This is a genomic window from Tenacibaculum aquaeponti, from assembly GCF_057221555.1.
The window spans coordinates 3,254,684-3,280,073 of sequence record NZ_CM170147.1; the positions used below are offsets into that span (position 1 = coordinate 3,254,684).

28 protein-coding genes are annotated in these 25,390 nt (G+C 29.3%); 17 read left to right on the forward strand and 11 right to left on the reverse strand.

Annotated elements, in window-relative coordinates; all coding sequences use genetic code 11:
• Positions 1 to 10: 10 nt before the first annotated feature.
• A complete protein-coding gene (locus tag AC2TEO_RS14840) occupies positions 11 to 445 on the reverse strand; it encodes a DUF4870 domain-containing protein (protein WP_442265561.1) in 435 nt (144 codons plus the stop codon).
• Between the two features lie 163 nt (positions 446 to 608).
• Between AC2TEO_RS14840 and AC2TEO_RS14845 the strand changes: the two genes are divergently transcribed.
• Together AC2TEO_RS14845 and AC2TEO_RS14850 are read left to right on the forward strand one after the other, a co-directional pair.
• A complete protein-coding gene (locus AC2TEO_RS14845) occupies positions 609 to 1,064 on the forward strand; it encodes a DUF4442 domain-containing protein (protein ID WP_442265562.1) in 456 nt (151 codons plus the stop codon).
• A 43-nt stretch (positions 1,065 to 1,107) separates the two neighbouring features.
• Positions 1,108 to 1,911: a TIGR00266 family protein gene (locus tag AC2TEO_RS14850; protein WP_299675455.1), complete on the forward strand. Its 804-nt coding sequence runs from the start codon at positions 1,108 to 1,110 to the stop codon at positions 1,909 to 1,911.
• A gap of 58 nt (positions 1,912 to 1,969) precedes the next feature.
• On the opposite strand, the gene AC2TEO_RS14855 is transcribed toward AC2TEO_RS14850, so the two are convergent.
• Positions 1,970 to 3,361 carry a TlpA family protein disulfide reductase gene (locus AC2TEO_RS14855; RefSeq protein WP_442265563.1) on the reverse strand — a complete coding sequence of 464 codons (1,392 nt, stop codon included), beginning with the start codon at positions 3,359 to 3,361 and terminating at the stop codon, positions 1,970 to 1,972.
• A gap of 90 nt (positions 3,362 to 3,451) precedes the next feature.
• A complete protein-coding gene (locus AC2TEO_RS14860; protein WP_442265564.1) occupies positions 3,452 to 4,843 on the reverse strand; it encodes a TlpA family protein disulfide reductase in 1,392 nt (463 codons plus the stop codon).
• 244 nt (positions 4,844 to 5,087) lie between these two features.
• Here AC2TEO_RS14860 and AC2TEO_RS14865 point away from each other — a divergent pair, with 244 nt between their 5' ends.
• On the forward strand, positions 5,088 to 5,891 hold the full coding sequence (locus tag AC2TEO_RS14865; protein ID WP_442265565.1) for an SDR family oxidoreductase: 804 nt from the start codon (positions 5,088 to 5,090) through the stop codon (positions 5,889 to 5,891).
• 2 nt (positions 5,892 to 5,893) lie between these two features.
• On the opposite strand, the gene AC2TEO_RS14870 is transcribed toward AC2TEO_RS14865, so the two are convergent.
• Positions 5,894 to 6,700 (reverse strand): HAD family hydrolase, encoded by an 807-nt coding sequence (locus tag AC2TEO_RS14870; RefSeq protein WP_442265566.1) that lies wholly within the window; start codon positions 6,698 to 6,700, stop codon positions 5,894 to 5,896.
• A 463-nt stretch (positions 6,701 to 7,163) separates the two neighbouring features.
• Here AC2TEO_RS14870 and fsa point away from each other — a divergent pair, with 463 nt between their 5' ends.
• The 4 genes from fsa to AC2TEO_RS14890 all read left to right on the forward strand — a co-directional run bounded on the left by fsa (position 7,164) and on the right by AC2TEO_RS14890 (position 10,746).
• Positions 7,164 to 7,817 (forward strand): fructose-6-phosphate aldolase, encoded by a 654-nt coding sequence (gene fsa, locus AC2TEO_RS14875; protein WP_442265567.1) that lies wholly within the window; start codon positions 7,164 to 7,166, stop codon positions 7,815 to 7,817.
• Between the two features lie 78 nt (positions 7,818 to 7,895).
• A complete protein-coding gene (gene menD / locus AC2TEO_RS14880) occupies positions 7,896 to 9,551 on the forward strand; it encodes a 2-succinyl-5-enolpyruvyl-6-hydroxy-3-cyclohexene-1-carboxylic-acid synthase (RefSeq protein ID WP_442265568.1) in 1,656 nt (551 codons plus the stop codon).
• Positions 9,551 to 9,970 carry a S1 RNA-binding domain-containing protein gene (locus AC2TEO_RS14885; protein ID WP_442265569.1) on the forward strand — a complete coding sequence of 140 codons (420 nt, stop codon included), beginning with the start codon at positions 9,551 to 9,553 and terminating at the stop codon, positions 9,968 to 9,970. Before menD ends, AC2TEO_RS14885 begins: the two co-directional genes overlap by 1 nt.
• A gap of 11 nt (positions 9,971 to 9,981) precedes the next feature.
• Entirely contained in the window at positions 9,982 to 10,746 is a 765-nt protein-coding gene (locus AC2TEO_RS14890; RefSeq protein ID WP_442265570.1) for a transporter, read from the forward strand.
• Positions 10,747 to 10,806: 60 nt separating this feature from the next.
• On the opposite strand, the gene AC2TEO_RS14895 is transcribed toward AC2TEO_RS14890, so the two are convergent.
• Positions 10,807 to 12,101, reverse strand: a protein-coding gene (locus AC2TEO_RS14895) for an IS3 family transposase (protein ID WP_442265571.1) whose coding sequence is annotated in 2 segments (ribosomal slippage) — positions 10,807 to 11,735 and positions 11,735 to 12,101 — 1,296 coding nt in all. Because the reading frame shifts where the segments join, the coding sequence is not laid out codon by codon here.
• A gap of 106 nt (positions 12,102 to 12,207) precedes the next feature.
• Entirely contained in the window at positions 12,208 to 13,461 is a 1,254-nt protein-coding gene (locus AC2TEO_RS14900; RefSeq protein ID WP_442265572.1) for an alpha/beta hydrolase, read from the reverse strand.
• 86 nt (positions 13,462 to 13,547) lie between these two features.
• Between AC2TEO_RS14900 and AC2TEO_RS14905 the strand changes: the two genes are divergently transcribed.
• From AC2TEO_RS14905 to AC2TEO_RS14925, 5 genes are all read left to right on the forward strand, one after another.
• Positions 13,548 to 14,387, forward strand: a complete 840-nt coding sequence (locus AC2TEO_RS14905; protein WP_095073879.1) for a 1,4-dihydroxy-2-naphthoyl-CoA synthase — start codon at positions 13,548 to 13,550, stop codon at positions 14,385 to 14,387.
• 114 nt (positions 14,388 to 14,501) lie between these two features.
• A complete protein-coding gene (locus AC2TEO_RS14910) occupies positions 14,502 to 15,158 on the forward strand; it encodes a hypothetical protein (RefSeq protein WP_442265573.1) in 657 nt (218 codons plus the stop codon).
• Between the two features lie 32 nt (positions 15,159 to 15,190).
• Positions 15,191 to 16,060, forward strand: a complete 870-nt coding sequence (gene purU / locus AC2TEO_RS14915) for a formyltetrahydrofolate deformylase (RefSeq protein ID WP_442265574.1) — start codon at positions 15,191 to 15,193, stop codon at positions 16,058 to 16,060.
• Positions 16,061 to 16,089: 29 nt separating this feature from the next.
• Positions 16,090 to 16,698, forward strand: a complete 609-nt coding sequence (locus tag AC2TEO_RS14920) for a fumarylacetoacetate hydrolase family protein (RefSeq protein ID WP_442265575.1) — start codon at positions 16,090 to 16,092, stop codon at positions 16,696 to 16,698.
• Positions 16,695 to 17,021: a hypothetical protein gene (locus AC2TEO_RS14925; RefSeq protein WP_442265576.1), complete on the forward strand. Its 327-nt coding sequence runs from the start codon at positions 16,695 to 16,697 to the stop codon at positions 17,019 to 17,021. Before AC2TEO_RS14920 ends, AC2TEO_RS14925 begins: the two co-directional genes overlap by 4 nt.
• Here AC2TEO_RS14925 and AC2TEO_RS14930 read toward each other — a convergent pair.
• Both AC2TEO_RS14930 and AC2TEO_RS14935 read right to left on the reverse strand, forming a co-directional pair.
• A complete protein-coding gene (locus AC2TEO_RS14930; RefSeq protein WP_442265577.1) occupies positions 17,018 to 17,992 on the reverse strand; it encodes an NAD-dependent epimerase/dehydratase family protein in 975 nt (324 codons plus the stop codon). The two genes, AC2TEO_RS14925 and AC2TEO_RS14930, sit on opposite strands and share 4 nt — an antisense overlap.
• Positions 17,992 to 18,777: an SDR family NAD(P)-dependent oxidoreductase gene (locus tag AC2TEO_RS14935; RefSeq protein ID WP_442265578.1), complete on the reverse strand. Its 786-nt coding sequence runs from the start codon at positions 18,775 to 18,777 to the stop codon at positions 17,992 to 17,994. The genes AC2TEO_RS14930 and AC2TEO_RS14935 overlap by 1 nt, the downstream gene beginning before the upstream one ends.
• A 219-nt stretch (positions 18,778 to 18,996) precedes the next feature.
• Between AC2TEO_RS14935 and AC2TEO_RS14940 the strand changes: the two genes are divergently transcribed.
• The 5 genes from AC2TEO_RS14940 (at position 18,997) to ftsY (ending at position 22,071) form a co-directional block, all read left to right on the forward strand.
• Positions 18,997 to 20,238 (forward strand): competence/damage-inducible protein A, encoded by a 1,242-nt coding sequence (locus tag AC2TEO_RS14940; RefSeq protein ID WP_442265579.1) that lies wholly within the window; start codon positions 18,997 to 18,999, stop codon positions 20,236 to 20,238.
• A gap of 87 nt (positions 20,239 to 20,325) precedes the next feature.
• Positions 20,326 to 20,565: a 50S ribosomal protein L28 gene (gene rpmB / locus AC2TEO_RS14945; RefSeq protein WP_075344434.1), complete on the forward strand. Its 240-nt coding sequence runs from the start codon at positions 20,326 to 20,328 to the stop codon at positions 20,563 to 20,565.
• A gap of 26 nt (positions 20,566 to 20,591) precedes the next feature.
• Positions 20,592 to 20,774, forward strand: coding sequence for a 50S ribosomal protein L33 (rpmG, locus tag AC2TEO_RS14950; RefSeq protein ID WP_013070733.1), 183 nt, complete (start codon positions 20,592 to 20,594; stop codon positions 20,772 to 20,774).
• Positions 20,775 to 20,781: 7 nt separating this feature from the next.
• Complete coding sequence (locus tag AC2TEO_RS14955) at positions 20,782 to 20,934, forward strand: DUF4295 domain-containing protein (RefSeq protein ID WP_442265580.1); 153 nt, start codon at positions 20,782 to 20,784, stop codon at positions 20,932 to 20,934.
• 183 nt (positions 20,935 to 21,117) lie between these two features.
• The gene (ftsY, locus tag AC2TEO_RS14960) at positions 21,118 to 22,071 is read left to right on the forward strand and encodes a signal recognition particle-docking protein FtsY (RefSeq protein WP_442265581.1); all 954 of its coding nucleotides are present in this window, start codon (positions 21,118 to 21,120) and stop codon (positions 22,069 to 22,071) included.
• Between the two features lie 59 nt (positions 22,072 to 22,130).
• On the opposite strand, the gene AC2TEO_RS14965 is transcribed toward ftsY, so the two are convergent.
• The 3 genes from AC2TEO_RS14965 to AC2TEO_RS14975 all read right to left on the reverse strand — a co-directional run bounded on the left by AC2TEO_RS14965 (position 22,131) and on the right by AC2TEO_RS14975 (position 25,290).
• Positions 22,131 to 23,510, reverse strand: coding sequence for a serine hydrolase (locus tag AC2TEO_RS14965; protein WP_442265582.1), 1,380 nt, complete (start codon positions 23,508 to 23,510; stop codon positions 22,131 to 22,133).
• Positions 23,511 to 23,609: 99 nt separating this feature from the next.
• Complete coding sequence (locus AC2TEO_RS14970) at positions 23,610 to 24,395, reverse strand: LytTR family transcriptional regulator DNA-binding domain-containing protein (protein ID WP_442265583.1); 786 nt, start codon at positions 24,393 to 24,395, stop codon at positions 23,610 to 23,612.
• Complete coding sequence (locus AC2TEO_RS14975) at positions 24,388 to 25,290, reverse strand: SH3 domain-containing protein (RefSeq protein ID WP_442265584.1); 903 nt, start codon at positions 25,288 to 25,290, stop codon at positions 24,388 to 24,390. The genes AC2TEO_RS14970 and AC2TEO_RS14975 overlap by 8 nt, the downstream gene beginning before the upstream one ends.
• Between the last annotated feature and the right edge of the window lie 100 nt (positions 25,291 to 25,390).

A 25,390-nucleotide genomic window follows, 5' to 3' on the forward strand; every position in this document is an offset into this window, starting at 1 on the left:
ATAAGGGATGTTATTTTATAAATTTTATAATAAATGGATACTTGTAATGTTCTCCATTATTTGCTTTCATTGAAGCTATAATTACCAAAGCAATTTTAATAAGTGACACAATTCCTACGATAGAGAAAATTCCAAAGAAACTGAAAAAATCACCATTAAAGCTAATTTGATTACCAAAATCTATATGATCGAATCTATCTAATATTCTAAAAATGTTTCTTATGAAAAACGTGAAAAAAGAAGCACTTAGAATAAAAATATATAGACCAAAACTAATATTAAAATTTACAGCTTCTTTACCATGTTCATCTAAAAACTGACTTCTATCTTTTTGTGCTTGCCACAAAATAAGAGGAGTAATAATACTTCCTAAAGGAAATAAATATCCTGCGAAAGATGAAATGTGTATCAAAAAAGCATTAGTGTTTTCGTTCTGATTTTTCATAATAAAATGATTTATATAATACTTTACATTGCAAATATATGTCTAAAAAAAGGTATTATGCAATACATAGTACTGTAATTTAACGTATTTTAACATTTTTTAAGTGGTTTTATGATAATAATTAAGAAATAAAAAGACTTAAATTGCGATTAAATACATTTTTATGAAGTTTACACCTAGAAAAATTAATCTTTACTTATTATATAAATTACCTTCTGCTTTTATTACAGGTATACGAGTAAAAACAATATCTGATAAAAATGCAGTTATCACAGTAAAACATAAATGGATTAATCAAAACCCATTTAAATCTATGTTTTGGGCAGTACAAGGAATGGCAGCTGAATTTTCAACAGGTATTTTAATGGTAAAAAGTATTAAAGATTCTGGTGAGCGTATTTCTATGTTGGTAACTAATATGAATGCAACTTTTACTAAAAAAGCGACTGGTAGAATTATATTCGAGTGCAACCAAGGAGAATTAATTCAGAAGAAAATACAAGAAGCTATTGAAACTAAAGAAGGGCAAACTATAATTTTAACTTCAGAAGGATTTAATGAAAATGGGGTTTCTGTATCTAAATTTGATTTTGAATGGAGTATTAAAGTAAAATCGTAACAAATAGAAATATTTTTAGTCTAATCAAATAAAAATAGAATTTATGTTTTTAAAAAATGCTCACGAAATAGATTATCGCATTTTTGGTGAGGAAATGCAATTTGTAGAAATAGAACTTGATCCAGAAGAAGGAGTAGTGGCAGAAAGCGGAAGTTTTATGATGATGGATTCAGGAATTAAAATGAACACTATTTTTGGAGATGGATCAAATCAAGAAAAAGGTTTGTTGGGAAAAATTTTCTCTGCAGGTAAAAGAATATTAACAGGAGAAAGTTTGTTTATGACTGTTTTTACTAATGAAGGTCATGGAAAAAAACAAGTATCATTTGCTTCGCCTTATCCAGGAAAAATCATTCCTATTGACTTAACTCAGTTTGGAGGTAAGTTTATCTGTCAGAAAGATTCGTTTTTATGTGCAGCTAAAGGAGTTTCTATTGGTATAGAATTTTCGAAAAAATTAGGAAGAGGTCTGTTTGGTGGAGAAGGTTTTATTATGCAAAAGATGGAAGGTGATGGTTTAGGTTTTATACATGCAGGTGGGACTATGGCAAAAAAAGAATTGCAACCTGGGGAAGTTTTAAAAGTAGATACAGGTTGTATTGTTGGTTTTACACAGAATGTAGATTATGATATAGAATTTGTAGGTGGAATTAAAAACACAATTTTTGGAGGAGAAGGTTTGTTCTTTGCAACATTAAGAGGTCCGGGTACAGTTTATATTCAATCTTTACCTTTTAGTAGATTAGCAGGAAGGGTTCTTTCTTCTATTCCTGGTGGAGGAAAGAGTAAGGGAGAAGGAAGTATTTTAGGAGGAATTGGAGATTTATTAGATGGAGATAATTATTAGAAGTAAAAAGAAATAAATTAAAAAAGGTATAAACTTAGTTTATACCTTTTTTAATTTATTATTTAACGCTTAACTTATTGAGTAAGTCTTCTAATTTATTCCCTTCACTTGGTCTAGGAGCGTTAGCTGTTACTATTTTTCCATCTGGATCAATTAAGATAAATCGAGGTAATCCTTTAATCAAATAATCACTTGTAAACTTAAAGTCTTCTTTAGTTTCACCAGCAAATAGTTGCATTCCTCCAAGTTCTCTATCTTTTATAATAGATTCCCATTTCTTTTTGTCTTCTTTTTTGTCAACACTAATACTGATAAATTCAATGTTTTTACCATGGTATTTTTGCTCTAATCTTTTTAAAAGTGGAATTTCTCTTTTACAGATACCACACCAAGTGGCCCAAATATCAATGTATTTATATTTTCCGTTACCAATTAAATCATCCAGAGAAGTTGTTCCTCCGTTATAGTTAACTAAATTTTCAAACTTAGGTGAAATCTCTCCTTTAGCAGTAAGTTTTAGCTTGTTGTATATTTTGGTAATTTCCTTTTTGTTTTCTTCGTTAGTAGAGTAAAGCATATACTTTTTATAATACTCATTTAAATTATCAACTCTATAGATAATTTCTTTTGCAGCATTATGTAGCAAGTCATTTTTTACTAAAGTATCAAAAACTTCAACATGTATAGTTTCTAGGAAAGCTAAATTGAAATCTCTTTTTTTAGATTTTCTCTCATTTGCTTTTTTTTCTAAAAGTTCTTTTACAAGTAAACGATATGATAAAGAATTTATATAATCCTCATTTTTATTGATGTCTATTTCTTCTACCAATTCAGAAGGAAAATATTCTGAAACAACAAATTTGTTATTACCATAAAGCATTCTATGATAAGGTTGGTAATTTTTAATGTTGCGAACAAATTCGTAGTGAATATTTCTTTTTTCTTTAATGAAATATTCTTTAGGTAATTTAGAGCTTAAGGCTAAATCATCCAAAGCAGATTTATATTTATCCATCTTACTTAGAAATTCATTCTCATCTAAAGAGAATAATTTTTCTGCACTCCCAAGAATAAAGCTGTGCTTTTTTATTTTCTTAGTTAAGTAGTTGTTTATGCTTTCATTTTTGCCATTAAATATAGGGTCTTTTAATCGCATTTTAGCGTCTATAACCAAGTCTAGATCATCAAAACTAGATAGATACATATTGACGATTCTCTGATTTATTTGAAGTTTGTAATGACCAGGTTTTATATTTCTCAAGGTGTCAGAGAAACTATTGGATTTTTTGTGAAAACGAATGCTTTTATTATAGTTATAACCAGAAAGTTTGATTTTTCTTTTTTTGAAGTTTTCTACTTTACCAGATAATATTAAATAATCTTTTGTTTTCTGTTCTTTACAGCTTATAAATGTGATAACTATACCTAATAGGTAATGTTTGATTTTCATGCTATTTTGATTTTAATAAGTTGGTTTGGAGGTGAGACAAAAAAAAGAGTTATGATGAACATAACTCTTTTTTTTAGTTTTAAATATGTTTTAGATACCTAAACTTTCAAATAATTCATTAAGTTCTTCACTTCGACTTGGTCTTGGTGCGTTAGCGGTTACAATTTTACCATCAGGGTCAATTAAAATAAATCTTGGTAGCCCTTTAATTAAGTAATCTTTAGTGAATTGTAATTCTTCTTGTGTTTTACCAGCAAAAAGCTGAACTCCACTCATTTCTCTATCCTTAATAGTTTGTTTCCATTTTTCTTTGTTAGCTGGTCTGTCGACACTTAAGCTAACAAATTCAATGTTTTTGCCGTGAAATTGCTGTTCAAATCTTTTAAGTAATGGAATTTCTTTTTTACAGAAACCACACCAAGTAGCCCATACATCAATATATACATATTTGCCTTTACCTATTAAATCATCTAAAGATGTAGTGCCTCCATTATAGTTTTCTAATTTATTAAACTTAGGAGAAGGTTGACCTTTTGCAGTTAATTTTAACTTGTTGTAAAGTTCTCCTATTTCGGCCTTATTTTTTTGATTAGTAGAATAACTATTATATTTTCTATAGTATTCTTGTAAGTTTATAGTTGTGGTGATTTGCTTTTCTGCGGCTTTATGTAATAAATCATTTTTTATTAATGTATCGTTGATTTCTGTATGAACAGATTCTAAATACGATAAGTCGAAATCACCATCGGTTCTATTTTTCTTATTTGTAACATCATCTAATCTAGCTTTGATTAAATCTCTATAAGGTTTAGAGTTAACATAATCTTCACTGTTGTTTAAATCAATATCTCTTGGAATATCAATTGGAAACTGACTAGATACTTTGAATTCTTCATCTCCATATAAAATCCTATGGAAACCCTGGTAGTTCTTAATTGCTAGAGCGAATTCATAGTTAATATTTCTCATTTCCTTTTCTAAATAATCAGCTGGAAGTTGAGAACTATTTGCTAAATCTTCTAAAGTAGATTTGTATTCATCCATTTTACTTAAAAACTCTTCTTCATTCATAGAGAAAAGTTTGTTAGCGTTACCAAGTACTACACCAAGTTTTTTAGCTTTTTCAGTAATGTAATTGTTGATGTTTGCAGTAGGTCCTTGAAAAACAGGATCTTTTGTTCTCTTTTTTGCGTCAACAATTAACTTTAAATCATCAATAGAACTTAAATATACTTGAACTGGTCTTTTACCAATTTTTAAAATATAGTGTCCAGGAGTAATATTTGTTAAAGTGTCAAGAAATGTTTTCGTTTTTCTATCAAAACGAATTTTCTTTTCAAAATTATGACCGGTAAGTTCAATTGTACGTTTTCTAAAATTATCAACTTCGCCAGAAAGCACTAAGAAATCTTTAGGCTTTTCTTTTTTCTCACAAGAAATTACAAGTGAGATTGCGAATAGTATAAGCAACAATTTTTTCATAATTATAAAATTTACTTTATAGGGAATAATTAAATTACGTGTTTCAACACCGAAAGTACCTAATTTTTAAAAGACCTCAAAATCTTTACAGGAAAAATTTGGAAAAAATACAATGATTGCGGACTTTTGATCAGTAAAATCAATCAAAAATACTTTTTCTTCTGAAAAAGAGTTAAATATTTGTAAATAAGAATGTTTTGTTTTTTTAGAGGAATGTTAGTTTTAAAACATTCAATTTCCGAATATGAAAAAAGTGGTTTTTATCACAGGGGCGTCTTCAGGCATAGGAAGAGCTATTGGAGAATATCTTAATGAAAAAGGATGCATAGTTTATGGGACTTCCAGAAACCCAGATCGTATTAAAGATTCAAAATTTCCTTTGGTAGCATTAGATGTCTTAAAATCTGAAACTGTTTTTTCAGCTGTGCAAGAGGTTGTAGATAAAGAAGGGCGAGTAGATGTTTTAATTAATAATGCAGGAAAAGGTATTATGGGAGCTATGGAAGATATTTCTATAGAAGAAGTTGAAAACGGTTTTGATACAAATTTTTTAGGTCCTATTCGTGTTATGAAAGCAGTTTTGCCTCATATGAGAAAGCAAAATAAAGGTTTGATTATAAATATTACTTCTATAGCTGGATATTCAGGTTTGCCTTTTAGAAGTGTCTATTCATCAAGTAAAGGAGCGTTAGAATTATTAACTGAATCTGTAAGTATGGAGGTGAAAAAATTTGGAATAAATATTGTTAGTGTTGCTCCAGGGAGTTTTGCAACAAATATAGCCTCTGGAAGATACTATACACCTGTTTTAGAAAATTCACCGTATAAAGAAATTTATCAGGAAAACTTAAAAGTAACTGATGAATATGTAGATAAAGGTTTAAATCCTTTAGTTATGGCTAAAGCAATACATAAAATTATATTGACTAATAAACCAAAACTTCATTATAAAGTAGGCGCTTTTATGGAACGCTTTTCTGTTTTTTTAAAAAGAGTTTTACCTGATAGGGTTTACGAAAAACTAATTATGAATCATTATAAATTGTAAACTTACTTTTCTTTAGAATAGAGTAGTTTTCTTAAAATAGATTCTACACCAAAATTATCATTACTTTTTGTAGAAAAATTAGCTGTTTTTTTTACTTGAGGATGCGCATTTTCCATGGCATAACTAAAATGAGCTCTTTTCAACATTTCAAGGTCGTTGTTGTAATCACCGAAAACTAAAGTTTCTTCGTAGGAAATATTATATTCTTTTTGAATTAATGCTACAGCATGACCTTTGTTTGCTTTCATTTCAGAAATATCAACCCAATGATTTGCAGATACTTTAACCTTGAGGTTTCCTTCTAAATGTTTCAGATGTGGATACAAAAACTGTTCGCTGCTAACTTCGTGGTAAATAGCTACTTTATAAACAGGTTCGTTTATATCGTTAACAGAATTAATTGCATCGTAATTTTTGTAAAATTCAGCAAGAAGTTTTAATAATTCAGGATTGCTACTAGTGGTGAATGCTTGGTCTTTAGTGCAAAAAACAGGATGTGCTTCAGGTAGTGTTTTTAATAATTTATCAATCATGAATAAATTAGAAGTTTCCATAGCAGTGGATAACAAAGTTTTGTCTTTCTTTACAGCTAAACCTCCGTTTTCAGCCACTATAATAATGTCGTTTTCAATTTTAGCTAACTTATCTTTCATACTATATAAAGGCCTTCCACTCGCAGCAGTAAATAAGATATTATGTTTTTTAATTTTATTAAATAACTCAAAAAATAAATCACTTACTTCATGATTAGAGTTTAAAAGTGTTCCGTCTAAATCTGTAACAATTAGTTTAACATTTGATAAGTCCATAAAAAAGAATTAAGCGATAAAAATAAATATTGATAAATGTAAAGAACTAGTTTGTGTGATTAACTAATCAATAACTTGTAATTTTGATAGTAGTTCTGTTGTTTTTAATAAGAAGAAATCAAATGAAGTTTATTTTGAAAATATTGATGATCTAAGGTTTAAGTATGTTGATTGAAAGTTTTTTGTTATACTATGTTTAGAAAAGTAAAGCTAAATCGTTTTTGTAATGTTTATTTTACATAATTCATTGGTAAATGAAATAGTTTTGCAATGTAAATAATTTGAATTAGTAAATCCTCCTTTACTACAAACAGACAGCTTCTTAATAAGAGCTGTTTGTTTTGTTTTAAAAGATTGGGTTATTAAGTTGTTGTTTTTTAATAAAAATAATTTAGGAACTTTATTTTAAAATGGTATAAAATTGTAGTTTTGCGCGAAACACAACAATAAAACAAAAAAATCAATGAAATTTTTTATAGATACAGCAAATTTAGATCAAATTCGTGAAGCTCAGGCTCTAGGTATTTTAGATGGAGTTACAACAAATCCTTCGTTAATGGCGAAAGAAGGAATTACAGGTGAAGAGAATATAAAAAACCATTACAAAGCAATTTGCGAAATCGTTGATGGTGATGTATCTGCTGAAGTGATTGCTACAGATTTTGAAGGAATGGTTAAAGAAGGTGAAGCTTTAGCTGCTTTACATCCTCAAATTGTTGTTAAATTACCAATGATTGCTGATGGAGTAAAAGCGTGTAAGTATTTTTCTGATAAAGGAATTAAAACAAATGTTACGTTAGTGTTTTCAGCTGGTCAAGCTTTATTGGCAGCTAAAGCTGGGGCAACATATGTTTCTCCTTTTATAGGACGTTTAGATGATGTTTCTACAGATGGGTTAAATTTAATTGCTGAAATTCGTCAAATTTATGATAACTACATGTTTGAGACTGAAATCTTAGCTGCTTCTGTACGTCACACAATGCATGTGATCGATTGTGCTAAAATTGGAGCAGATGTAATGACAGGGCCTTTAAAAGCTATTGAAGGATTATTAAATCATCCTTTAACAACTATCGGTTTAGAAAAGTTTTTAGCAGACTACAAAAAAGGTAACTAAATAATATTTAGTATAAATAATTAAGAAGTCCACACATATAGTGTGGATTTTCTTTTTTAGTAATATTTTTGCAGACTAATGTATCCAGAAAAACAACTTGCACAGTTAGTAATAAGAGCTTGTCAATATTATGATATTGATAAGGTTGTGATTTCTCCAGGTTCGAGAAATGCACCATTAACAATTGGGTTTTCAAATGTTGATGAGATTGAAACGTTTAGTGTAGTAGATGAGCGTTGTGCAGCTTTTTTTGCTTTAGGAATGGCACAGCAAACTCGAAAGCCTGTGGCCATTGTTTGTACATCTGGTTCTGCCTTGTTGAATTATTATCCAGCAATTACTGAAGCTTTTTACAGTAGAATTCCTTTGTTGGTAATTTCTGCAGATAGACCTAAACATCTTGTTGATATTGGAGACGGACAAACAATTCGTCAAGAAAACGTGTTTAAGAATCATATTTTATATTCTGCAAATCTTATTGAAGGTGAAAGTAACGTAGAGTATAATAAAGAAAAAGTAGAAAAAGCTATTTTTACTTGTATTTCAGAAAGTGGACCAATACATATTAATGTGCCATTTAATGAACCAATTTATAGAACTGTCAATGAATTAGAAGATTTTGAGTTCAAGTCAAAAAGTAATAATATAAAAGAAAAATATGACTTGGATACTGAACTTATTGATATTTGGAACACTTCAGAAAAGAAGTTGATTTTAGTTGGTGTTAATTATCCAAATGAAAGTCTTCAAGAATTATTAAAGTATTTTGTAGAAGATACTTCTGTTTTGGTTTTTACAGAAACTACTTCAAATGTAAGTCATCCCAAATTTATCAACTCAATAGATCAATTAATAACTAAACTTGAAGAAAAAGAGTTTAAAGATTTACAGCCCGATTTGTTAATTTCTTTAGGAGGAATGGTTATTTCTAAAAGAATAAAGCAGTTTTTAAGAAAATACCAACCTAAACATCACTGGCATGTAGATAAACTGGTGGAAATGGATACATATTTCTGCTTGTCAAAGTATATAAAAGAAGATTCAGTTGATTTTTTTAAAACTTTAAAGACGAAAGTTCGAATTAAAGAATATAGTGGTTATCAAAAAAAATGGGTGCAAGAAAAAACTCAAAGACAAATTGCGCATCAAAATTTTATTGAAAAAGCTGAATATTCAGATTTTAGGGTTTTTAAAAATATTTTAGACACTTTGCCAGATTCGTCTCAAGTACAGGTCAGTAATAGTGCGGTTATTCGTTACATGCAATTGTATGATGTAAATACTAGCTTAAGAGTGTTTTGTAATAGAGGCACAAGCGGTATAGATGGGAGTACGTCAACAGCAATTGGAGCTGCAGTGGTAGACGGTAAAAATACAGTTTTAATTACTGGAGATTTAAGTTTTTTCTATGATAGTAATGCATTATGGAATAATTATATCCCATCAAACTTTAGGATCATTCTAATTAATAATTCAGGAGGAGGGATTTTTAAAATTATACCAGGTCCTAAATCTACGAATGCATTACGTTATTTTGAAACACCACACAATTTAACAGCAGAACATTTGGCTAAAATGTATAACTTAGAGTACTCTAGCGCTTCGTCATTAAATGGTGTAGAGAGTGAGTTAAATAGTTTTTATGAGAAAAGTGAAAAACCTAAGATTTTAGAAATTTTCACACCATCTAATAAAAACGATACAATATTAAAATCATATTTTAAAAATTTATAATGGAATTACAGGAAGGAGATAAAGTAGATTTAATTATCGGAGTTCAAACAGATCTTGGGTATACAGTTTTAATTAACGAAACCTATGAAGGTTTATTATACAATAATGAAGTTTTTTCTGATGTAGAAGAAGGAATGAAAACATTTGGTTACATAAAAAAGATTAGAGAGGATGAGAAAATCGATGTCTCTCTTAGACCTCAGGGGTTTAAAAATGTAATCGATGAAGATGTAGAAAAGGTATTAAGAAAATTAGAGGAGAAAGGAGAGTTAATGTTAACTGATAAAAGTTCACCTGAATCTATAAAATTTCATTTACAAATGAGTAAAAAGGCTTTTAAAAAAGCTATAGGAAGTTTGTATAAACAAAGAAGAATTCAGTTTTTAGAAGATAGAGTTAAGTTAATAAAAAAGAAATAAATTTTAGTGTTATGAAAAATGTTGTTTTCACAATTGTAATGATATTTACATTGTCAATTTCTTATGCGCAATTTCAAGAAAATATTGATTCAGGAAGACCAGGCAACGCAATTAGTGTTTTTACAGTCGGTAAAAATGTTGGGCAAGTAGAATTGGGTTTAGATTATTCGGATAATTTAGAGGTGTTTTCATCTAATCCTTTTTTAAGATATGGAATTACTGAGAAGATAGAGATTAATGGAGGGGTAAGTTATGATTTCTCAAACTCGGATTTAGTATCTTATAATCTAGGGGCTAAATTCAATATTTTTGAAGGAGATACGATGATGCCTTCTTCTGCTTTTTTTGTAAATTTTAATTTTTCTAATAATTCTTTAATTAAACCTTCTTCTACAGCGTTATTTATTTTTAACCATCAATTTTATGGAGGTTTAAATATTACAGCAAACCTTGGGGTTAATGTGGATTTAGAACCTTCAACAAGAATAGGTGTAGACGGAGAAGGAAATCCAAAAACAAGTGAAGTTGTACAGTTTCAAGGGGTGTACACATTGAATTTTTCTTATGGTTTAGATGATCAATGGACTATTTTTGTTGAGCCTTTTGGGGGTTATGATAAGTTTAGTGATACTAATTTTAATTTAAGTGTAAATGGAGGAACCTCTTATTTGTTAAATAAAAATCTTTTAATCGATTTTCTTGTTGGGCATGGAATAAGTGCAAATAAATTTTTAACCGTAAGTACAGGAGTTTCTTGGAGGATACCAATGAAGTAATTGATTATATTATATGACTAGTCCTAAATAACCGTTACAGTTATTTATTGATTAAATATATTAAACATCATCTAAAGCTATAGCTTTAGATGATGTTTTTTTTCGATATGATTTTATCTTCATTTTATTTTGTTGATGTGCCTGGTTAGGAGTTTTAAAATGACATGACCAATGCGGTCTTTTAGAGTTATAAATAGTTATTGATTGCTTTACTATTTTCTTCATTATCTTAATATCTAGATTTGTGGTAGCAATAAAGAACTCTTGTTTTAAGATTCCATTAACCCGTTCAGCTATCGCATTTTGATATGGATCGTATGATTCTGTCATACTACATTTAATATTATGTTTTGATAAAATATTTTGATAGATGTTACTACAGTACTGCAATCCTCTATCTGAATGATGGATAAGTTCCTTCTCTGGATATACTCTATTTTTCATAGCTATCTCCAAGGCTTTTACCGTTGAGCTTACTTCTAAAGTTTTATCCAAATGATATCCTATGATTTTCTTAGAATATGCATCTGTAATTAATGATAAATACATAGGGTTCTTACGATTGCCTAAATATGTAATATCTGCTACCCATACTTGTTCTGGTCTATTTATTTCCAGATTTTCAATAAGATTAGTATGTTTTCTAAAACGATGATGAGAGTTGGTTGTAATGTGATAACTCTTTTGTCGTTTTATCAATAGTTTATTAGCTCGTAAAATATCAAATAATCGATCTCTTCCAACAGCTAAACTGCTTAATTCCTCCGAAAGAAGATAATACAGTTTTCTTGTCCCAATACTTGGTTGTTCCATTCTTACACGCTTAACCAATTCAACAACCTTATTGGCTATTGATTGAGATTTCTTAACTCTATAGTTAGCTCGATAATAGACCTGTCTGCTAAACCCAAGTAATTTACAGGTAGAAGAAATACTTTCTTTCTTTTGTAAAACAAACATATCAATTACTCGGTTTTGGAGTTTTTTCTAATAGGAATATTATACTCTTTCTCAGCTAAATCAATCATCATATCAAACAGTATCGCTTTCTTCTCTGATGCTGCTGCTTGAGCTTTTAAACGATTGTTTTGCTTTTCTAATTGACGTAATTTTTGCTCTAACTCTAATAATTTTTGTTCTGGTGATTTTGGCATATTAGATGGTGTTTGATCAGTCCAATCAAAGTTACCATATTTTCTCAACCATACTAAAACAGTACTTCTTCCTTGAATCCCATATTTAAGTTGAGCTTGTTTGTAGGTTAATTCGCCTTTTTCTACTTCCGATACAACCGAAAGTTTAAAACTCATCGTATAATCTTTCTGAGTACGTTTGCGGTAAATGTTGTCGTTCATAAGGTTACAAATTTGTGTAACGCTATTTCAGGACGAGACAATATGTAAAAATAAAAAGGAGAGTATAGAGTACTCTCCTTTTTATTTTTTTAAAAAAGTAATGGGCTTATTTATTATCTTCTTCGTTGTCTTCTTCTTCTTCTTCTTCTTTAGGATCATCCTCTAAAGGAGAATTATTTTCTTTAGGAGCATTTTTCATGGCGTTTTCAATACGAATTATATTTTCATAGAACGCTTCAGCATTTCGGTCAGAAAGTTCCATCTTTCCATATGCTTCTTTGTAATAGAAAAGAGCCTGTTCGTAATTTTTGCCAGTTTCATGAAATTTTCCAACATAGTATTCTCCTAAATGAGATTCAGGATGTTTAATCATTACAAAATCTCCAAGAACCCTCAAGTAATCACCATCTAATTTATCTATTACAATACCTTCGATAGCGTAAATATCCTCAAAGCGAACATTTAAATTGGTTCCATATAAGTATTCAATATCTAAATATTTTTTTTCTAAATATTTAATGGCATCTAAAGGTTCTAAATCTTTAATTTTCTCTTCGTATTCTTGTTTTGAAATTCTAGGATATAACCCGAAAATATTACTAAAAGCATCAGGTAAAGCTTTTACTAATGCTGTTGGTTTATTGGCTTCATCTTTAAAATCATTAAAAGCAATATGAAGTTTTTCTGTTTTTAAAGTTTCTAAACCTGTTTTTAATTGTTCGTGTAAATTTTTACGTTCTTTTTTCTCGTATGGATTCGAACTTACATACAAATAAAATTGATTATCAATTTCATCTAAACGTTTCAAATCAAAAGTACTCATCAAGCGAAGTGTTTGATCAGTCAGTCGAGGAGAAATAGAAACGTAAGCATTAAAAATTGGATTTTTCTCTTTCAAATAATGAAGTAAAAAGTTACCAGCATCCTGATCTCCAACAATCGTTAAATAAGGAGAAGTCCTATAATTTGCTTCTAGATAAGGAATCAGTTCTTTTTTGATGTAGTTGTAAAACTTTTTCGCATTAGAGGTTAAGTTTCCACTCTTAGTAACTACAGAAACATCTTGGTTTTTTCTTGAGTCTACATCTAAACCAACAACAATTTGTTTCGGTGTTAAATCTGCATTAGCATATATTTTAGAGTTACCAACATAAATATCAAAAAGGTAATCGTCATCTAAAACAATTGCAATAGGATATTTTCTAATCGTATCACGATCATGTTCTTCAGGAACATATAATTTAATATTACGATCTCTATTAAACTCAACAGAATTTACTTTTTTATTTGTAATTCCTTGTGAGAAAATAGTGAGATTTATAAATAAGATAGTTAATACAAGTAAATTTTTAATCGACATATTTTGTGTTTCTTGTTTAGTACTGAACTACTAAACTATAATTATAGTATTTTTGCTTTCCTAAATAACGAATTTTTTTTCAAATTATGATGCACATCGACTGGAAAACTGCAAAAGAATATACAGATATCACGTATAAGAAACATAACGGTGTGGCAAGAATTGCTTTTAACAGACCAAATGTTAGAAATGCTTTCAGGCCACATACTACAGCTGAATTATTAGACGCTTTTAGAGATGCTCACGAAGATACCTCAATTGGTGTTGTTTTATTATCTGCTGAAGGTCCGTCTACTAAAGATGGAATTTGGAGCTTTTGTTCAGGAGGAGATCAAAAGGCAAGAGGTCATCAAGGTTATGTTGGACAAGATGGTTATCATCGTTTAAATATTCTTGAAGTTCAAAGATTAATTCGTTTTATGCCAAAAGCGGTAATTGCTGTTGTTCCTGGTTGGGCAGTTGGAGGAGGACATAGTCTTCATGTAACTTGTGATTTAACTTTAGCAAGTAAAGAGCATGCTATTTTTAAACAAACAGATGCTGATGTAACATCTTTTGACGGAGGTTACGGATCTGCTTATTTAGCAAAAATGGTAGGGCAGAAAAAAGCAAGAGAAATTTTCTTTTTAGGAAGAAATTATTCTGCTCAAGAAGCTTATGAAATGGGAATGGTAAATGCAGTGATTCCTCACGATGAATTAGAGTCAACGGCTTACGAATGGGCTCAAGAAATTTTAGCAAAATCACCAACATCAATCAAGATGTTAAAGTTTGCTATGAATTTAACAGATGATGGAATGGTTGGGCAACAAGTTTTTGCTGGAGAAGCAACTCGTTTAGCTTACATGACAGATGAAGCTAAGGAAGGAAGAGATGCATTCTTAGAAAAAAGAAAGCCAAGTTTTGAGAAAAAATGGATTCCATAGTAGATAGAATTTTAGGAGAATAACAAATCATCCTATATTTTAATCAATTCGGTAATAAAAAAATCTTAATTGTTTTTCCTTCAGTTAAGTTTGGTGAAAATTAATCAAACAATAATGGAAGTAACAGTTAAGATTTTTATTTATATACACGCTTTTTTTGGTGGTTTGGGTTTAATATCTGGCTTAGGTAGTATTCTTGTAAAAAAAGGAAATACCAATCATAAGAAATTAGGAAAACTTTTTTCAATTAGTATGATTACAAGTTGTTTAATTTCTTTAGTGATTGCATGCCTTCCTAATCACGAAAATCCTTTTCTCTTTTTAATTGGTTTGTTTACTGTGTATTTGGTAATTTCTGGTAAACTAATGTTGTCTTTCAAATCAAAAACTAAAGAAAAAGCAAACACTTTAGATAAAACGGTATCCGCTTTTATGTTAATTATTTCTGCTGGTATGATTTTATTTGGAGCTTATGGATTATTAACTGTTGGAAACGGCTTTCTATTATTTGTGTTTTTTGGAGGTTTTGGAGTGTCGTTATCTATCGGAGATTTTTTATTCTTCAGGAAGTTTGAAAAGATTAGAAATAACGGTTGGTTGTCTAATCACGTAAGCAAAATGGTTGGAGCATTTATTGCTTCTGTAACTGCTTTTATTGTCGCAGGAATTGGATTAGGAAGTTTCGTTTTTTGGATTGTTCCAACAATAATCGGATCATTTTATATTGCATATTGGAAAAGGAAATTAAAAATAGTAGAGAAAAGAAAATAGAAATTAATAATTTTGAGGAATAATTATTTTTGATGAAATCGCAAATAGTAACATTTCTAATTAAATGTCCTGATCAAAAAGGGCTTGTCGCAAAGTTTACTTCATTTTTCTATGAAGAAGGTTTTAATATATTAAGTTGTCAGCAGTATGTAAATGGAATTGCAGATCGTTATTATATGCGTATTCGTTTAGATGCTGAAGATGCTGGGATTTCTAAAAAAGATCTAGAAGATAAATTCTCCAAGCTAGCGAAAGTTTTAGATTGTACATGGTCGGTTCATTACGATAGTGAAAAACAGAATGTAGCAATACTAGTTTCTCATACAAGTCATTGTTTATACGATTTGTTAGAAAGACAAAGAGAAGGAACAATCGATTGTAATATCAGTTTAATTATTAGTAATCATAATAAGTTAAAACCGATAGCCGATATGTTCGGTGTGCCTTATTATCATTTGCCAATTACAAAAGAAACAAAGGCTGAGCAAGAAGCGCAAGTAATTCAATTATTATCTGAACATAATGTAGATTTAATTGTTATGGCGCGTTACATGCAAATTCTTTCAGAAGATTTTATTAATCAATATCCACAGCGAATTATCAATATTCATCATTCTTTTTTACCAGCTTTTCAAGGAGCAAACCCATACCAAAGAGCATATGAAAGAGGTGTGAAGTTAATTGGTGCAACTGCGCATTATGCAACGGTTGATTTAGATGAAGGGCCAATTATAGAGCAAGATGTAGAAAGAATTACTCATGAAAGTACTCCGAAAACACTAAAGCAAATTGGAGCAGATGTTGAGCGATTAGTTTTGGCAAAAGCTGTAAAGTGTCATTTACAACATCAAATCATTGTTTCAGATAACAGAGCTATTGTTTTTCCAGAATCTGGAGAATAGTATTTATATAAATTAAGTAGAGAAACCACATGAAAATAATTTGTATTGGTAGAAATTATGCAAAGCATATAGAAGAATTAGCGAATGAAAAACCAGAAAGTCCAGTAATTTTTTTAAAGCCAGATTCTGCAATACTTCCTAAAAACATACCCTTTTTTATACCTCCATTTTCTAATGAGATTCATTACGAAGTAGAGGTTTTAGTAAAAATTAATAAAGTAGGAAAACATATTTCACCAAAATTTGCTCATAAATATTATGATACTGTTGGTTTAGGGATAGATTTTACAGCCAGAGATGTTCAGGCTGTATGTAAAGAAAAAGGATTGCCATGGGAAAAAGCAAAAGCATTTGACGGAAGTGCAATTGTAGGGCAGTTTTTTCCAAAAGAAGATTTCGATTTAGAAAATTTATCATTTCAATTACAAAAGAATGAAGAGGTTGTTCAAGACGGAAACACATCTTCAATGTTATGGAAGATCGATGAATTAATTGCATATGTTTCTCAATATTTCACATTGAAAAAAGGAGATCTTATTTTTACAGGAACTCCGGCAGGAGTTGGTAAAGTTGAAGAAAATGATATTTTAACTGGTACTATAGATGGAAAACAATCATTTCAAATTAAAGTAAAATGAGTTTAATAACCATTTTATTAATCATAATTCTAATAACTATAGGTTGGGCTTTTTATAGGCTTGCCAAGAAATATGAAAAAAATAAATGGGTTTATACTTTAGTTGGTATTATAGCTTTTGTAGGAGTAGTTCTTGTTAACGCTGTTTTATATGCCTTTTTTAGTGAGATTTCAAATAATATAGATATTGAAACACATAGGCTTATTGCGTTTTTAGTAGGGGTTTTAACTTCAATTTTATTACATTTTATTTTGGAGAAAAACTGGTTAAAAGGGAAAAATATTGAAGCTGAAGAAGCTATAAATGAGATAGGTGAAGGTTAATCCAATTTAAACCATTTAATAGCTTCTAAAATTCCGTTTTCAATAGGGTTTTGTTCAAGTTTTAATTCCTCTTTAGCCTTTTGATTCGAATAATAATTATTCACGCAAAGTGTTTGAACGTTAGTTAAGGAAATATCTGTTTTAACTTTAAAGAAGCGCAATAAATTTCCGAAGTAACCAATACCATATAACAAGAACTTAGGAATTTTTACATAAGATGATTTTTGTTCGAGTTGGAGTGTAACCTTTTTATAAAACTCTTTATAACTTAAATTTTCTCCACATAAAATATAACTCTCACAATGCTTACCTAAATCTATAGCGTTAACAACGGCATTAGCGGCGTCGGTTACATTAATAAAACTTTTTCCTCCAGGAGGGTAAAAAATAATTTTTTTATTGTGTGCACTTAAAACTAATCTTCCAGAACTAGGTTTTGTGTCATAAGATCCAATCATAAAAGTTGGATTTAACGTTACAAGTTTTGTTTCAGAATTACCTTTTGCAAGTTGAAGAATCCTTTCTTGTCCTTCTAATTTACTTTTTGCATATAATGATTTAGAAAAAGGAAAGCGAATTGGTTTCTTTTCATTTCCCAAATCATTTAAACTTCCAAAACCAAAACAATTGGCTGTACTTATATATATAAAGGTTTTAATATTATGCTGTAACGCTTTTTTATATAATGTCTCTGTAGCTGTCGCATTTACGTTTTTGTATACATTATAATCTATAATGTCTTGTCCGGTAAGAGCAGCTGCATGAATAATACAATCAACTCCTGGTAAAACAGATTCAAAAGATTCGTTTTTGGTAATATCACCAACATGAAGTTTTAAATTTTCATGAGCAGGTAAAGCAAAACTGTTCTCATTTCGTAATAAACCAATAACACGATACTTTTTTTCAAGTAAAACTGCGATAATATTTGTAGCTAATAAACCATTAGCACCAGTAACTAAAACTTTCATTAGGCTTGAATTTCTTTTCTCATGGCGTTACTTAACATCTTTATTTTAGTGTTAGACGGTAAAACGCTTAAAATAAATTTACTAACTCTGTTTAATCGGCCAGGAACAACACGTCTTTTCCCTTTAAACATTCTAGAAATACTCATTCTTGCAATTTCATCAAGTTCAACTACACCAAGATTTACAAATTTGCTTTGACTCTCAATTCGTGAAGTAACTTCATCATTTGTTTTCATTGGTCCAGGATACACAACAGTAACCGAAACATTTTTGTCTTTTAATTCTTCTCTTAGTCCCATTGAAAAATGATCGATAAATTTTTTAGATGCAGGGTAAACGGTTTTATATCCCATCGGACTAAAAGCTGCCATGCTAGAAATATTCATAATATATCCTTCTTTACTTTCGATTAAATTAGGAAGTAAAAGTTTTGTTAGCATTGAAGTTGATGTTACATTCAATTGAATAATCTTCTCAATATATTCTAAGGAAACTTCAGTAATACGTTTCGAACCACCACTTCCGGCGTTATTAATAAGAATAGATACATTATAATTATTAGCCCATTCACCAAGCGCTATAACATTGCTTTTTTCTGTCATGTCTGCTTCAAAATAATCAACAGTAACATTAAAATCGTTAGCTATTCTTTTAGAAGTGTCACTTAAATTTTCATTAGGAAGCGCAGCTAAAAGTAGATTGAATTTTTGTTTAGCTAGTTCTTTAGCTAAGGCCAAACCTAGTCCCTGACTAGCTCCCGTAATTAAAGCAAAGTTGTTTTTCATTATTGGTTTTTCAGAAAAGACTATTTACATCACATTCAGTTACATTACTACTTATGATTTTTAATCATTTTTTACAAAACGTTTAGAAAATATGTGAGTATTTTTGTCTTTGGTTGATTGCAAATGTATTCTTGAAATGTTTTCGAAACAAGAAAACAACTAAGTTTAATAAATAATTAGGATACAATTTGCTGAAAATCAAAAATAGAATAAAAACATATGAAAGCAGAAATCATCACAATTGGAGATGAAATCTTAATAGGGCAAATAGTAGATACAAACTCACAGTGGATAGGGAAGGAGTTAAATAAGATTGGAGTATCAGTATATCAAATTTCATCAATCCAAGATGAAAAACAGCATATTTTAAACGCTTTAGAAGAAGCTCAAGATAGAGTAGATATTGTCATTATAACAGGAGGATTAGGTCCAACGAAGGATGATATAACTAAAAAAACAATAGCTGAATACTTTAATGATAATGAAATTGTTGAATATCCTGAAGTTATAGAGAATATTAAGAGATTGTTTAAAAAGGTGAATCATCCTTTTAATGAAGTACAAAAATACCAAGCACATTTACCATCAAAAGCAACGTTGCTTCCTAATAGATATGGAACAGCTCCAGGAATGTGGTTTTATGAAAACGAGACTGTATTTATTTCGTTACCAGGAGTGCCTTATGAAATGAAAGGATTAATGACTCATGAAGTTTTACCTCGAATTCAAGAAAAGTTTGAGTTACCATATATATTACATAAGACAATTCAAACCTATGGGCAAGGAGAAAGTGTAATTGCAGAAAAAATCGAAGATTTCGAGAATAATTTACCAAATCATATTAAGTTAGCGTATTTACCATCTTTTGGAAGAGTAAGATTACGACTAAGTGCTAAAGGAGATAATATAGACTTTGTAACTAAAACTTTGGATAAAGAAGTAAAAAAGTTGTCAGTTTTAATTTCAGATATTATTGTTGGATTAGATGAAGGATTAACAATTGAAAAATTAGTAGGGAATTCTTTAAAAGAAAAAAACAAGACAATTGGAACAGCAGAAAGTATGACAGGAGGCAAAATAGCATCATCTTTAATTTCAGTTCCTGGTTCATCAGCATATTTCAAAGGTAGTTTTGTAGTATATACTTCTGAGTTAAAACAAAAACTATTAGATGTACCAAAGTCTATAATTGATAATTTTTCTGTAGTTAGTAAAGAAGTGGCAGAAGTAATGGCGAAATCAGCTTTAGAAAAATTAAATACAGATTACGCAATTTCAATTACAGGTAATGCTGGACCAACAACAGATCATAATGATAAAGATGTTGGTGTTGTATATATAGGTATAGCTTCAAAACAACAAGTTGAAGTTCATGAATTTAATTTTGGGCAACCAAGAGAAAAAGTAATAAATAAAACCGTAAATAAGGCTCTAGAGCTCTTGTTGAAAAAGAATATGTAAAATTAATGTTATATAGTTTGTTTTATTGAGTTTAAAATATGTATATTTGCACCTCGTTTAGAAATAACAACAAAAACTGTCAAGAAGATGTCTAGAGTTTGTGAATTAACAGGAAAAAAAGCGATGGTAGGTAACAATGTATCTCACGCTTTAAACAGAACAAAGAGAAAATTCAACGCTAATTTAATGACTAAGCGTTTCTATATTCCAGAAGAGGATAAATGGGTAACATTAAAAGTATCTGCTTCTGCATTAAAAAACATTAACAAAAAAGGAATTACAGCTGTAATTAAGGAAGCTAGAGAAAAAGGTTTCTTAACTAAGTAATTACTTCTAGATAAAGTATTAGAGAGATGGCAAAAAAAGGAAACAGAGTTCAAGTTATATTAGAATGTACTGAGCATAAAGCTTCTGGTCAACCAGGAACTTCTCGTTACATCACAACTAAGAATAAAAAGAATACTCCTGATAGAATGGAATTAAAGAAATTTAATCCAATCTTAAAGAAGATGACAGTTCACAAAGAAATAAAATAAGTAGGTCATGGCAAAGAAATCAGTAGCAACGTTACAAACAGGTTCTAAGAGATTAACTAAGGCTATCAAAATGGTAAAATCGCCAAAGTCTGGTGCTTATACTTTTGTTGAGTCTATTATGGATCCTACACAAGTTAACGACTTTTTAGCAAAAAAGTAATTCTTGTATACAGTTTACGAAAAAGCTGCTTTCATTACGAAAGTAGCTTTTTTTGTATATGCTAAAAAGATGTATTTTTGAAGAAAATGTATTGGTATAAAGCAAAATAAAATGACATTTTGGCTGTATTTTAATACTGGTACGATTTTTTACACCAAACTATTACGATTATAACTGTTAACTATGAGTTTTTTTAAAAAAATATTCTCGAAGGAGAAAAAAGAAACTTTAGACAAAGGATTAGAAAAATCTAAAGAAAGTTTTTTCTCTAAATTGTCTAAAGCGGTTGCCGGAAAATCTAAGGTAGACGATGATGTGTTGGATAATCTTGAGGAGATTTTAGTATCTTCTGACGTAGGAGTTAACACTACTTTAAAGATTATTGAAAGAATTGAGGAACGTGTAGCTAAAGATAAATATCTAGGAACCGAAGAATTAAATAAAATATTACGTGAAGAAATAGCAGGCTTACTTTCTGAAACGAATATTGGAGATGAAACTGATTTTACAATTCCAGAGAATAAAAAACCATATGTTTTAATGGTTGTTGGAGTAAATGGAGTGGGCAAAACTACAACTATTGGTAAGTTAGCATCTCAGTTTAAAAAGAAAGGCTTAAAAGTTGTTTTAGGTGCGGCAGATACGTTTAGAGCAGCTGCAATAGATCAACTACAGGTTTGGGCAGACAGAGTTGATGTTCCTATTATTCGTCAAGAAATGGGATCAGATCCTGCTTCTGTAGCTTTTGATACTTTACAGTCAGGAGTGAACCAAGGGGCAGATGTTGTTATTATTGATACGGCCGGACGTTTACATAATAAAGTAAACTTAATGAATGAGCTGACGAAGATTAAACGTGTAATGCAAAAAGTTGTAGGAGACGCTCCACACGATGTGTTATTAGTTTTAGATGGCTCAACAGGTCAGAATGCATTTGAACAAGCAAAACAATTTACAAAAGCAACAGAAGTAACTTCTTTGGCAGTTACTAAATTAGATGGAACAGCAAAAGGTGGAGTTGTAATTGGAATTTCAGATCAATTTCAAATTCCAGTAAAATATATTGGAGTAGGAGAAGGAATAGACGATTTACAAGTCTTTAATAAATACGAATTTGTAGATAGTTTCTTCAAATAATGGATGTATACAAAAAATAAGAAAGCTACTTTTTAAAAAGTAGCTTTCTTATTTTGAAGCTATTTTTTTAACTGTTTACAAGCTTTATTAAAGTATATTAAAAAGAAAGTAAGAACTAAGAAAAGAATGCTCAAAATCAAACTATATCCAGTTGATGGATCAAATTGTAAAGCTGTTTTCAATGAAACTCCATTTAATTTTGGAAAAATAATAAGAATTGATACACTTAAAGTAATACCTAATAATAAAAATAAATTAGTGATTATTTTAAAAGAAACTCGTCTAGGAAATTTTAATTTTTTCCACTTCCAAAATTGGAACAAAAAGACAAGAGCCAAAACAAAAACAATAAGAGGTAAATTTCTATAATATTGGAAAGATGATTTGTTATTAAATTTTTGGTTTAATAGAATGCTTGCAATACCATCAATAATTTCCGCATCAGGAGCTTGGTTAGAATTAATTAATACGACAATAGCCTTATTGATAGAAGGTAGTATATACATGCTAGATTCAAAGCTTTTATTTGTCCCGTAATGGTAAAATATATCATTAACAATTCGCCATCCAAATCCATAATTAGATTTTTCATTTGCAGTAAACAATAGTCTGACAGTATTAAAATCTAAAATAGTATTAGAGTCGTTATTGTAGCTATTCATAATGTTTCGGAGATAAATAGACATATCATTAGCTGAACTGGAAATTAAACCAGAAGGAACTTCTTTAGAATGTAAATCTTTATTGAATTTTAGAATAGGATATTTAAGAAAATATTGATAACTATCGATAAGGTTAGTGTTTGTTTTACCTGAGGTGTTATTTAATTTCATCGGGCTAGAAATCATTTCACTTAAACATTCATCATAAGTTTTACCTGTAATATTTTCAATAATTAAACCTAATAATCTGTAGTTAACATTAGAGTAAATAAAAGGTATTTTAGAATTGTTTTTCAACTCTATTTTTTTGAGTTTTTTGATGTAGAAATCTACATAGTTAAAATTAGTATTTGTTTTAAATGTTCTTCCCAACTCAGTCGAAATACCAGAAGTGTGTCGAAGTAAATTCTCGATGGTAATTTTGTCTGATCTCGTTTTATCCTTATACTGAAACCATTTTAAGTATTTAGAAACAGGATCTTTCAAATTAAGTTTCCCTTGTTTTTGAAGTTTAAGAATTAGTAATGCTGTAAAAGATTTAGACATAGATCCAATTAAATATCGATCTCCTTTCTTTCCATTTCCAAAGTGTTTTAGATATATTGTATTATTTTCATCCGTAATGGCTACAGCAATATTCGGAGAATTATAAAATTGCTTTTTACTTTCAATAAAATGTGTAATATCATTTTCCATATCCTTTGAAAATTCAGAAGAGACTTGAGAAAATATTGAAGTAAAAATAAAAAGTGCTTTAAGCACAAAAAGTGTTCTCATAGTATGTAAATATTTTGCAATAAAAATATTTGGTTGTACACTACGAAAGTCTACAAGAACAGCTGATAGTTGCGAAAGGTTTGTTTTTAGGTGCGAAAATCAGATTGACCTAAGATTGTTTTTAAAACTTTTAGATACAGGAATTTCAATTTGTGTAAGTAAAATAGTATTTGAGTTTTTCCAAGATTTAAAATGAGAAGGGTTTATCAAATGAGATCGATGTACTTGAGTAAGAAAATTGAAATCGGAATGAATTTTTTTTAAGGATGATCTAATTAATTTAGAATTGATATTGTTCTGATCTAAAAAAAAGACTTCAACATAGTTTTGAGATTTAGAAATACAGATTAAATCTTCCTTTTTAATCTTTAAAATATCTAATTTATATTCACCTTTTATAGTGATTTTTTTCTCTTCTTTATTTATAGATTTAGGTTGTTCTATTATTGTTTCTTTAATCTGTTTTGGTAGTTGTTTAAGAGTTAGGTTTCTTGCAAATATTATAATTGGGATAAAAATTAGAGCTGATTTTAAATTGCCATGAAAGAACTGATTAAATGACCAAATTCCATTTAAAAAAGGACTTTTATAATACAAGAAAGTAAGAATTAAATTCAGAAAAAGAAAACATAAAATAGATAGAATTTCTAGTACAATGTTCCATTTTTCAAATCTTTGATAAATAGAATCTTGTAATATCGAAATGATAAAGTAGCTTAAAAAAGTAATAAAGCTAAATCCAATACTTAAAAACTCCCACCAAAGATAATTTCCAAAATTCCCACTATCGAAAGGTCTTATATAGTATGTGAAAATAAAAATCCAAAGACTTAAAAAAGTGTCTACATAAGTATGAAGTTTTATGGAAGGATTTAATTTATTCATTTAAGATTTTTTCAGTAAATCCATTAAAAACATAACCTATTGTCCAGTTATTATTAGTGTAGTTTTCTACTCTAACCCAGTTTCCTTTGATAATTTTTCCTTCATCGTAAAGTTCTAGCTTTTGATCTGTTACTTCTTGTACAATAATTTGAGTTCTAAAAGGGAATTTGCCTATTTTATTTCCTTTAAGACTAGGTTTGTCACGAACAACAAGTCCTTTTTTGGCTGTAGTAATTAATAAATCTTGCGATAAATCATGTTTTTGTTTAATATCCAATCCACCCCAAGTAAGTTTTTCTTGTCTTAAAATAAGATCAACTTTTGGTTTACCATCTAAATATTTATAAGTTTTTAATGTATTATATATGGTGTTTTTTTTACCAAAAGTATAGTAAGATTCTGGTTCTCCGAATTCTTCAATATCGAAAGTTACATCAGGTAGTTTTATATATTTGCGATCAAGAGTTTCTAAAATATAAACTTTAGTTATAGTACAAGCACAAGGGCATTCATCTATATCAAAAGTGATAACTCTATTTACATTATCTAGATTATGATGCCTAATTTCAAAAACTTTAGCATCGTTTTCATAAAATTCAGCATCAATCTCTAAAGCAGAAATTACTTTTCCAGTTTTATCATATAAGTTAAGGGTTCTTTGACTGTCAGAAATGTCAACATTACTTTTTTCAATTTTTGAAATACGAAAATCTTTAGATTCAACGATTGTATCCTTCAAAGTAGTGCCATTTTCAATAGGTTTTACAGTTTCTTTAGCTTCCACAGTCTTTTCAGAAGTAGAACTCGTTAAAGTTGATGTTTTTTTATCTCCTTCATTTTTACATGAAAAAAATAAAAAGTAGATCATTAATATTAAGAAAACTTTCTTTATCATAACATAGTATTTCCAAACTCAAATATAAGATATTCACAATAACCTGATTTGACGTAGTTTTTAGCGACTTAAAATATTCATATCTTTATAAAGTCAATCA

Bases quoted from the DNA above. Each gene is read 5' to 3' on its own strand.
- AC2TEO_RS14840 (WP_442265561.1), bottom strand. From the start codon at position 445: ATGAAAAATCAGAACGAAAACACTAATGCTTTTTTGATACACATTTCA.
- AC2TEO_RS14845 (WP_442265562.1), top strand. From the start codon at position 609: ATGAAGTTTACACCTAGAAAAATTAATCTTTACTTATTATATAAATTA.
- AC2TEO_RS14850 (WP_299675455.1), top strand. From the start codon at position 1,108: ATGTTTTTAAAAAATGCTCACGAAATAGATTATCGCATTTTTGGTGAG.
- AC2TEO_RS14855 (WP_442265563.1), bottom strand. From the start codon at position 3,361: ATGAAAATCAAACATTACCTATTAGGTATAGTTATCACATTTATAAGC.
- AC2TEO_RS14860 (WP_442265564.1), bottom strand. From the start codon at position 4,843: ATGAAAAAATTGTTGCTTATACTATTCGCAATCTCACTTGTAATTTCT.
- AC2TEO_RS14865 (WP_442265565.1), top strand. From the start codon at position 5,088: ATGAAAAAAGTGGTTTTTATCACAGGGGCGTCTTCAGGCATAGGAAGA.
- AC2TEO_RS14870 (WP_442265566.1), bottom strand. From the start codon at position 6,700: ATGGACTTATCAAATGTTAAACTAATTGTTACAGATTTAGACGGAACA.
- fsa (WP_442265567.1), top strand. From the start codon at position 7,164: ATGAAATTTTTTATAGATACAGCAAATTTAGATCAAATTCGTGAAGCT.
- menD (WP_442265568.1), top strand. From the start codon at position 7,896: ATGTATCCAGAAAAACAACTTGCACAGTTAGTAATAAGAGCTTGTCAA.
- AC2TEO_RS14885 (WP_442265569.1), top strand. From the start codon at position 9,551: ATGGAATTACAGGAAGGAGATAAAGTAGATTTAATTATCGGAGTTCAA.
- AC2TEO_RS14890 (WP_442265570.1), top strand. From the start codon at position 9,982: ATGAAAAATGTTGTTTTCACAATTGTAATGATATTTACATTGTCAATT.
- AC2TEO_RS14900 (WP_442265572.1), bottom strand. From the start codon at position 13,461: ATGTCGATTAAAAATTTACTTGTATTAACTATCTTATTTATAAATCTC.
- AC2TEO_RS14905 (WP_095073879.1), top strand. From the start codon at position 13,548: ATGATGCACATCGACTGGAAAACTGCAAAAGAATATACAGATATCACG.
- AC2TEO_RS14910 (WP_442265573.1), top strand. From the start codon at position 14,502: ATGGAAGTAACAGTTAAGATTTTTATTTATATACACGCTTTTTTTGGT.
- purU (WP_442265574.1), top strand. From the start codon at position 15,191: ATGAAATCGCAAATAGTAACATTTCTAATTAAATGTCCTGATCAAAAA.
- AC2TEO_RS14920 (WP_442265575.1), top strand. From the start codon at position 16,090: ATGAAAATAATTTGTATTGGTAGAAATTATGCAAAGCATATAGAAGAA.
- AC2TEO_RS14925 (WP_442265576.1), top strand. From the start codon at position 16,695: ATGAGTTTAATAACCATTTTATTAATCATAATTCTAATAACTATAGGT.
- AC2TEO_RS14930 (WP_442265577.1), bottom strand. From the start codon at position 17,992: ATGAAAGTTTTAGTTACTGGTGCTAATGGTTTATTAGCTACAAATATT.
- AC2TEO_RS14935 (WP_442265578.1), bottom strand. From the start codon at position 18,777: ATGAAAAACAACTTTGCTTTAATTACGGGAGCTAGTCAGGGACTAGGT.
- AC2TEO_RS14940 (WP_442265579.1), top strand. From the start codon at position 18,997: ATGAAAGCAGAAATCATCACAATTGGAGATGAAATCTTAATAGGGCAA.
- rpmB (WP_075344434.1), top strand. From the start codon at position 20,326: ATGTCTAGAGTTTGTGAATTAACAGGAAAAAAAGCGATGGTAGGTAAC.
- rpmG (WP_013070733.1), top strand. From the start codon at position 20,592: ATGGCAAAAAAAGGAAACAGAGTTCAAGTTATATTAGAATGTACTGAG.
- AC2TEO_RS14955 (WP_442265580.1), top strand. From the start codon at position 20,782: ATGGCAAAGAAATCAGTAGCAACGTTACAAACAGGTTCTAAGAGATTA.
- ftsY (WP_442265581.1), top strand. From the start codon at position 21,118: ATGAGTTTTTTTAAAAAAATATTCTCGAAGGAGAAAAAAGAAACTTTA.
- AC2TEO_RS14965 (WP_442265582.1), bottom strand. From the start codon at position 23,510: ATGAGAACACTTTTTGTGCTTAAAGCACTTTTTATTTTTACTTCAATA.
- AC2TEO_RS14970 (WP_442265583.1), bottom strand. From the start codon at position 24,395: ATGAATAAATTAAATCCTTCCATAAAACTTCATACTTATGTAGACACT.
- AC2TEO_RS14975 (WP_442265584.1), bottom strand. From the start codon at position 25,290: ATGATAAAGAAAGTTTTCTTAATATTAATGATCTACTTTTTATTTTTT.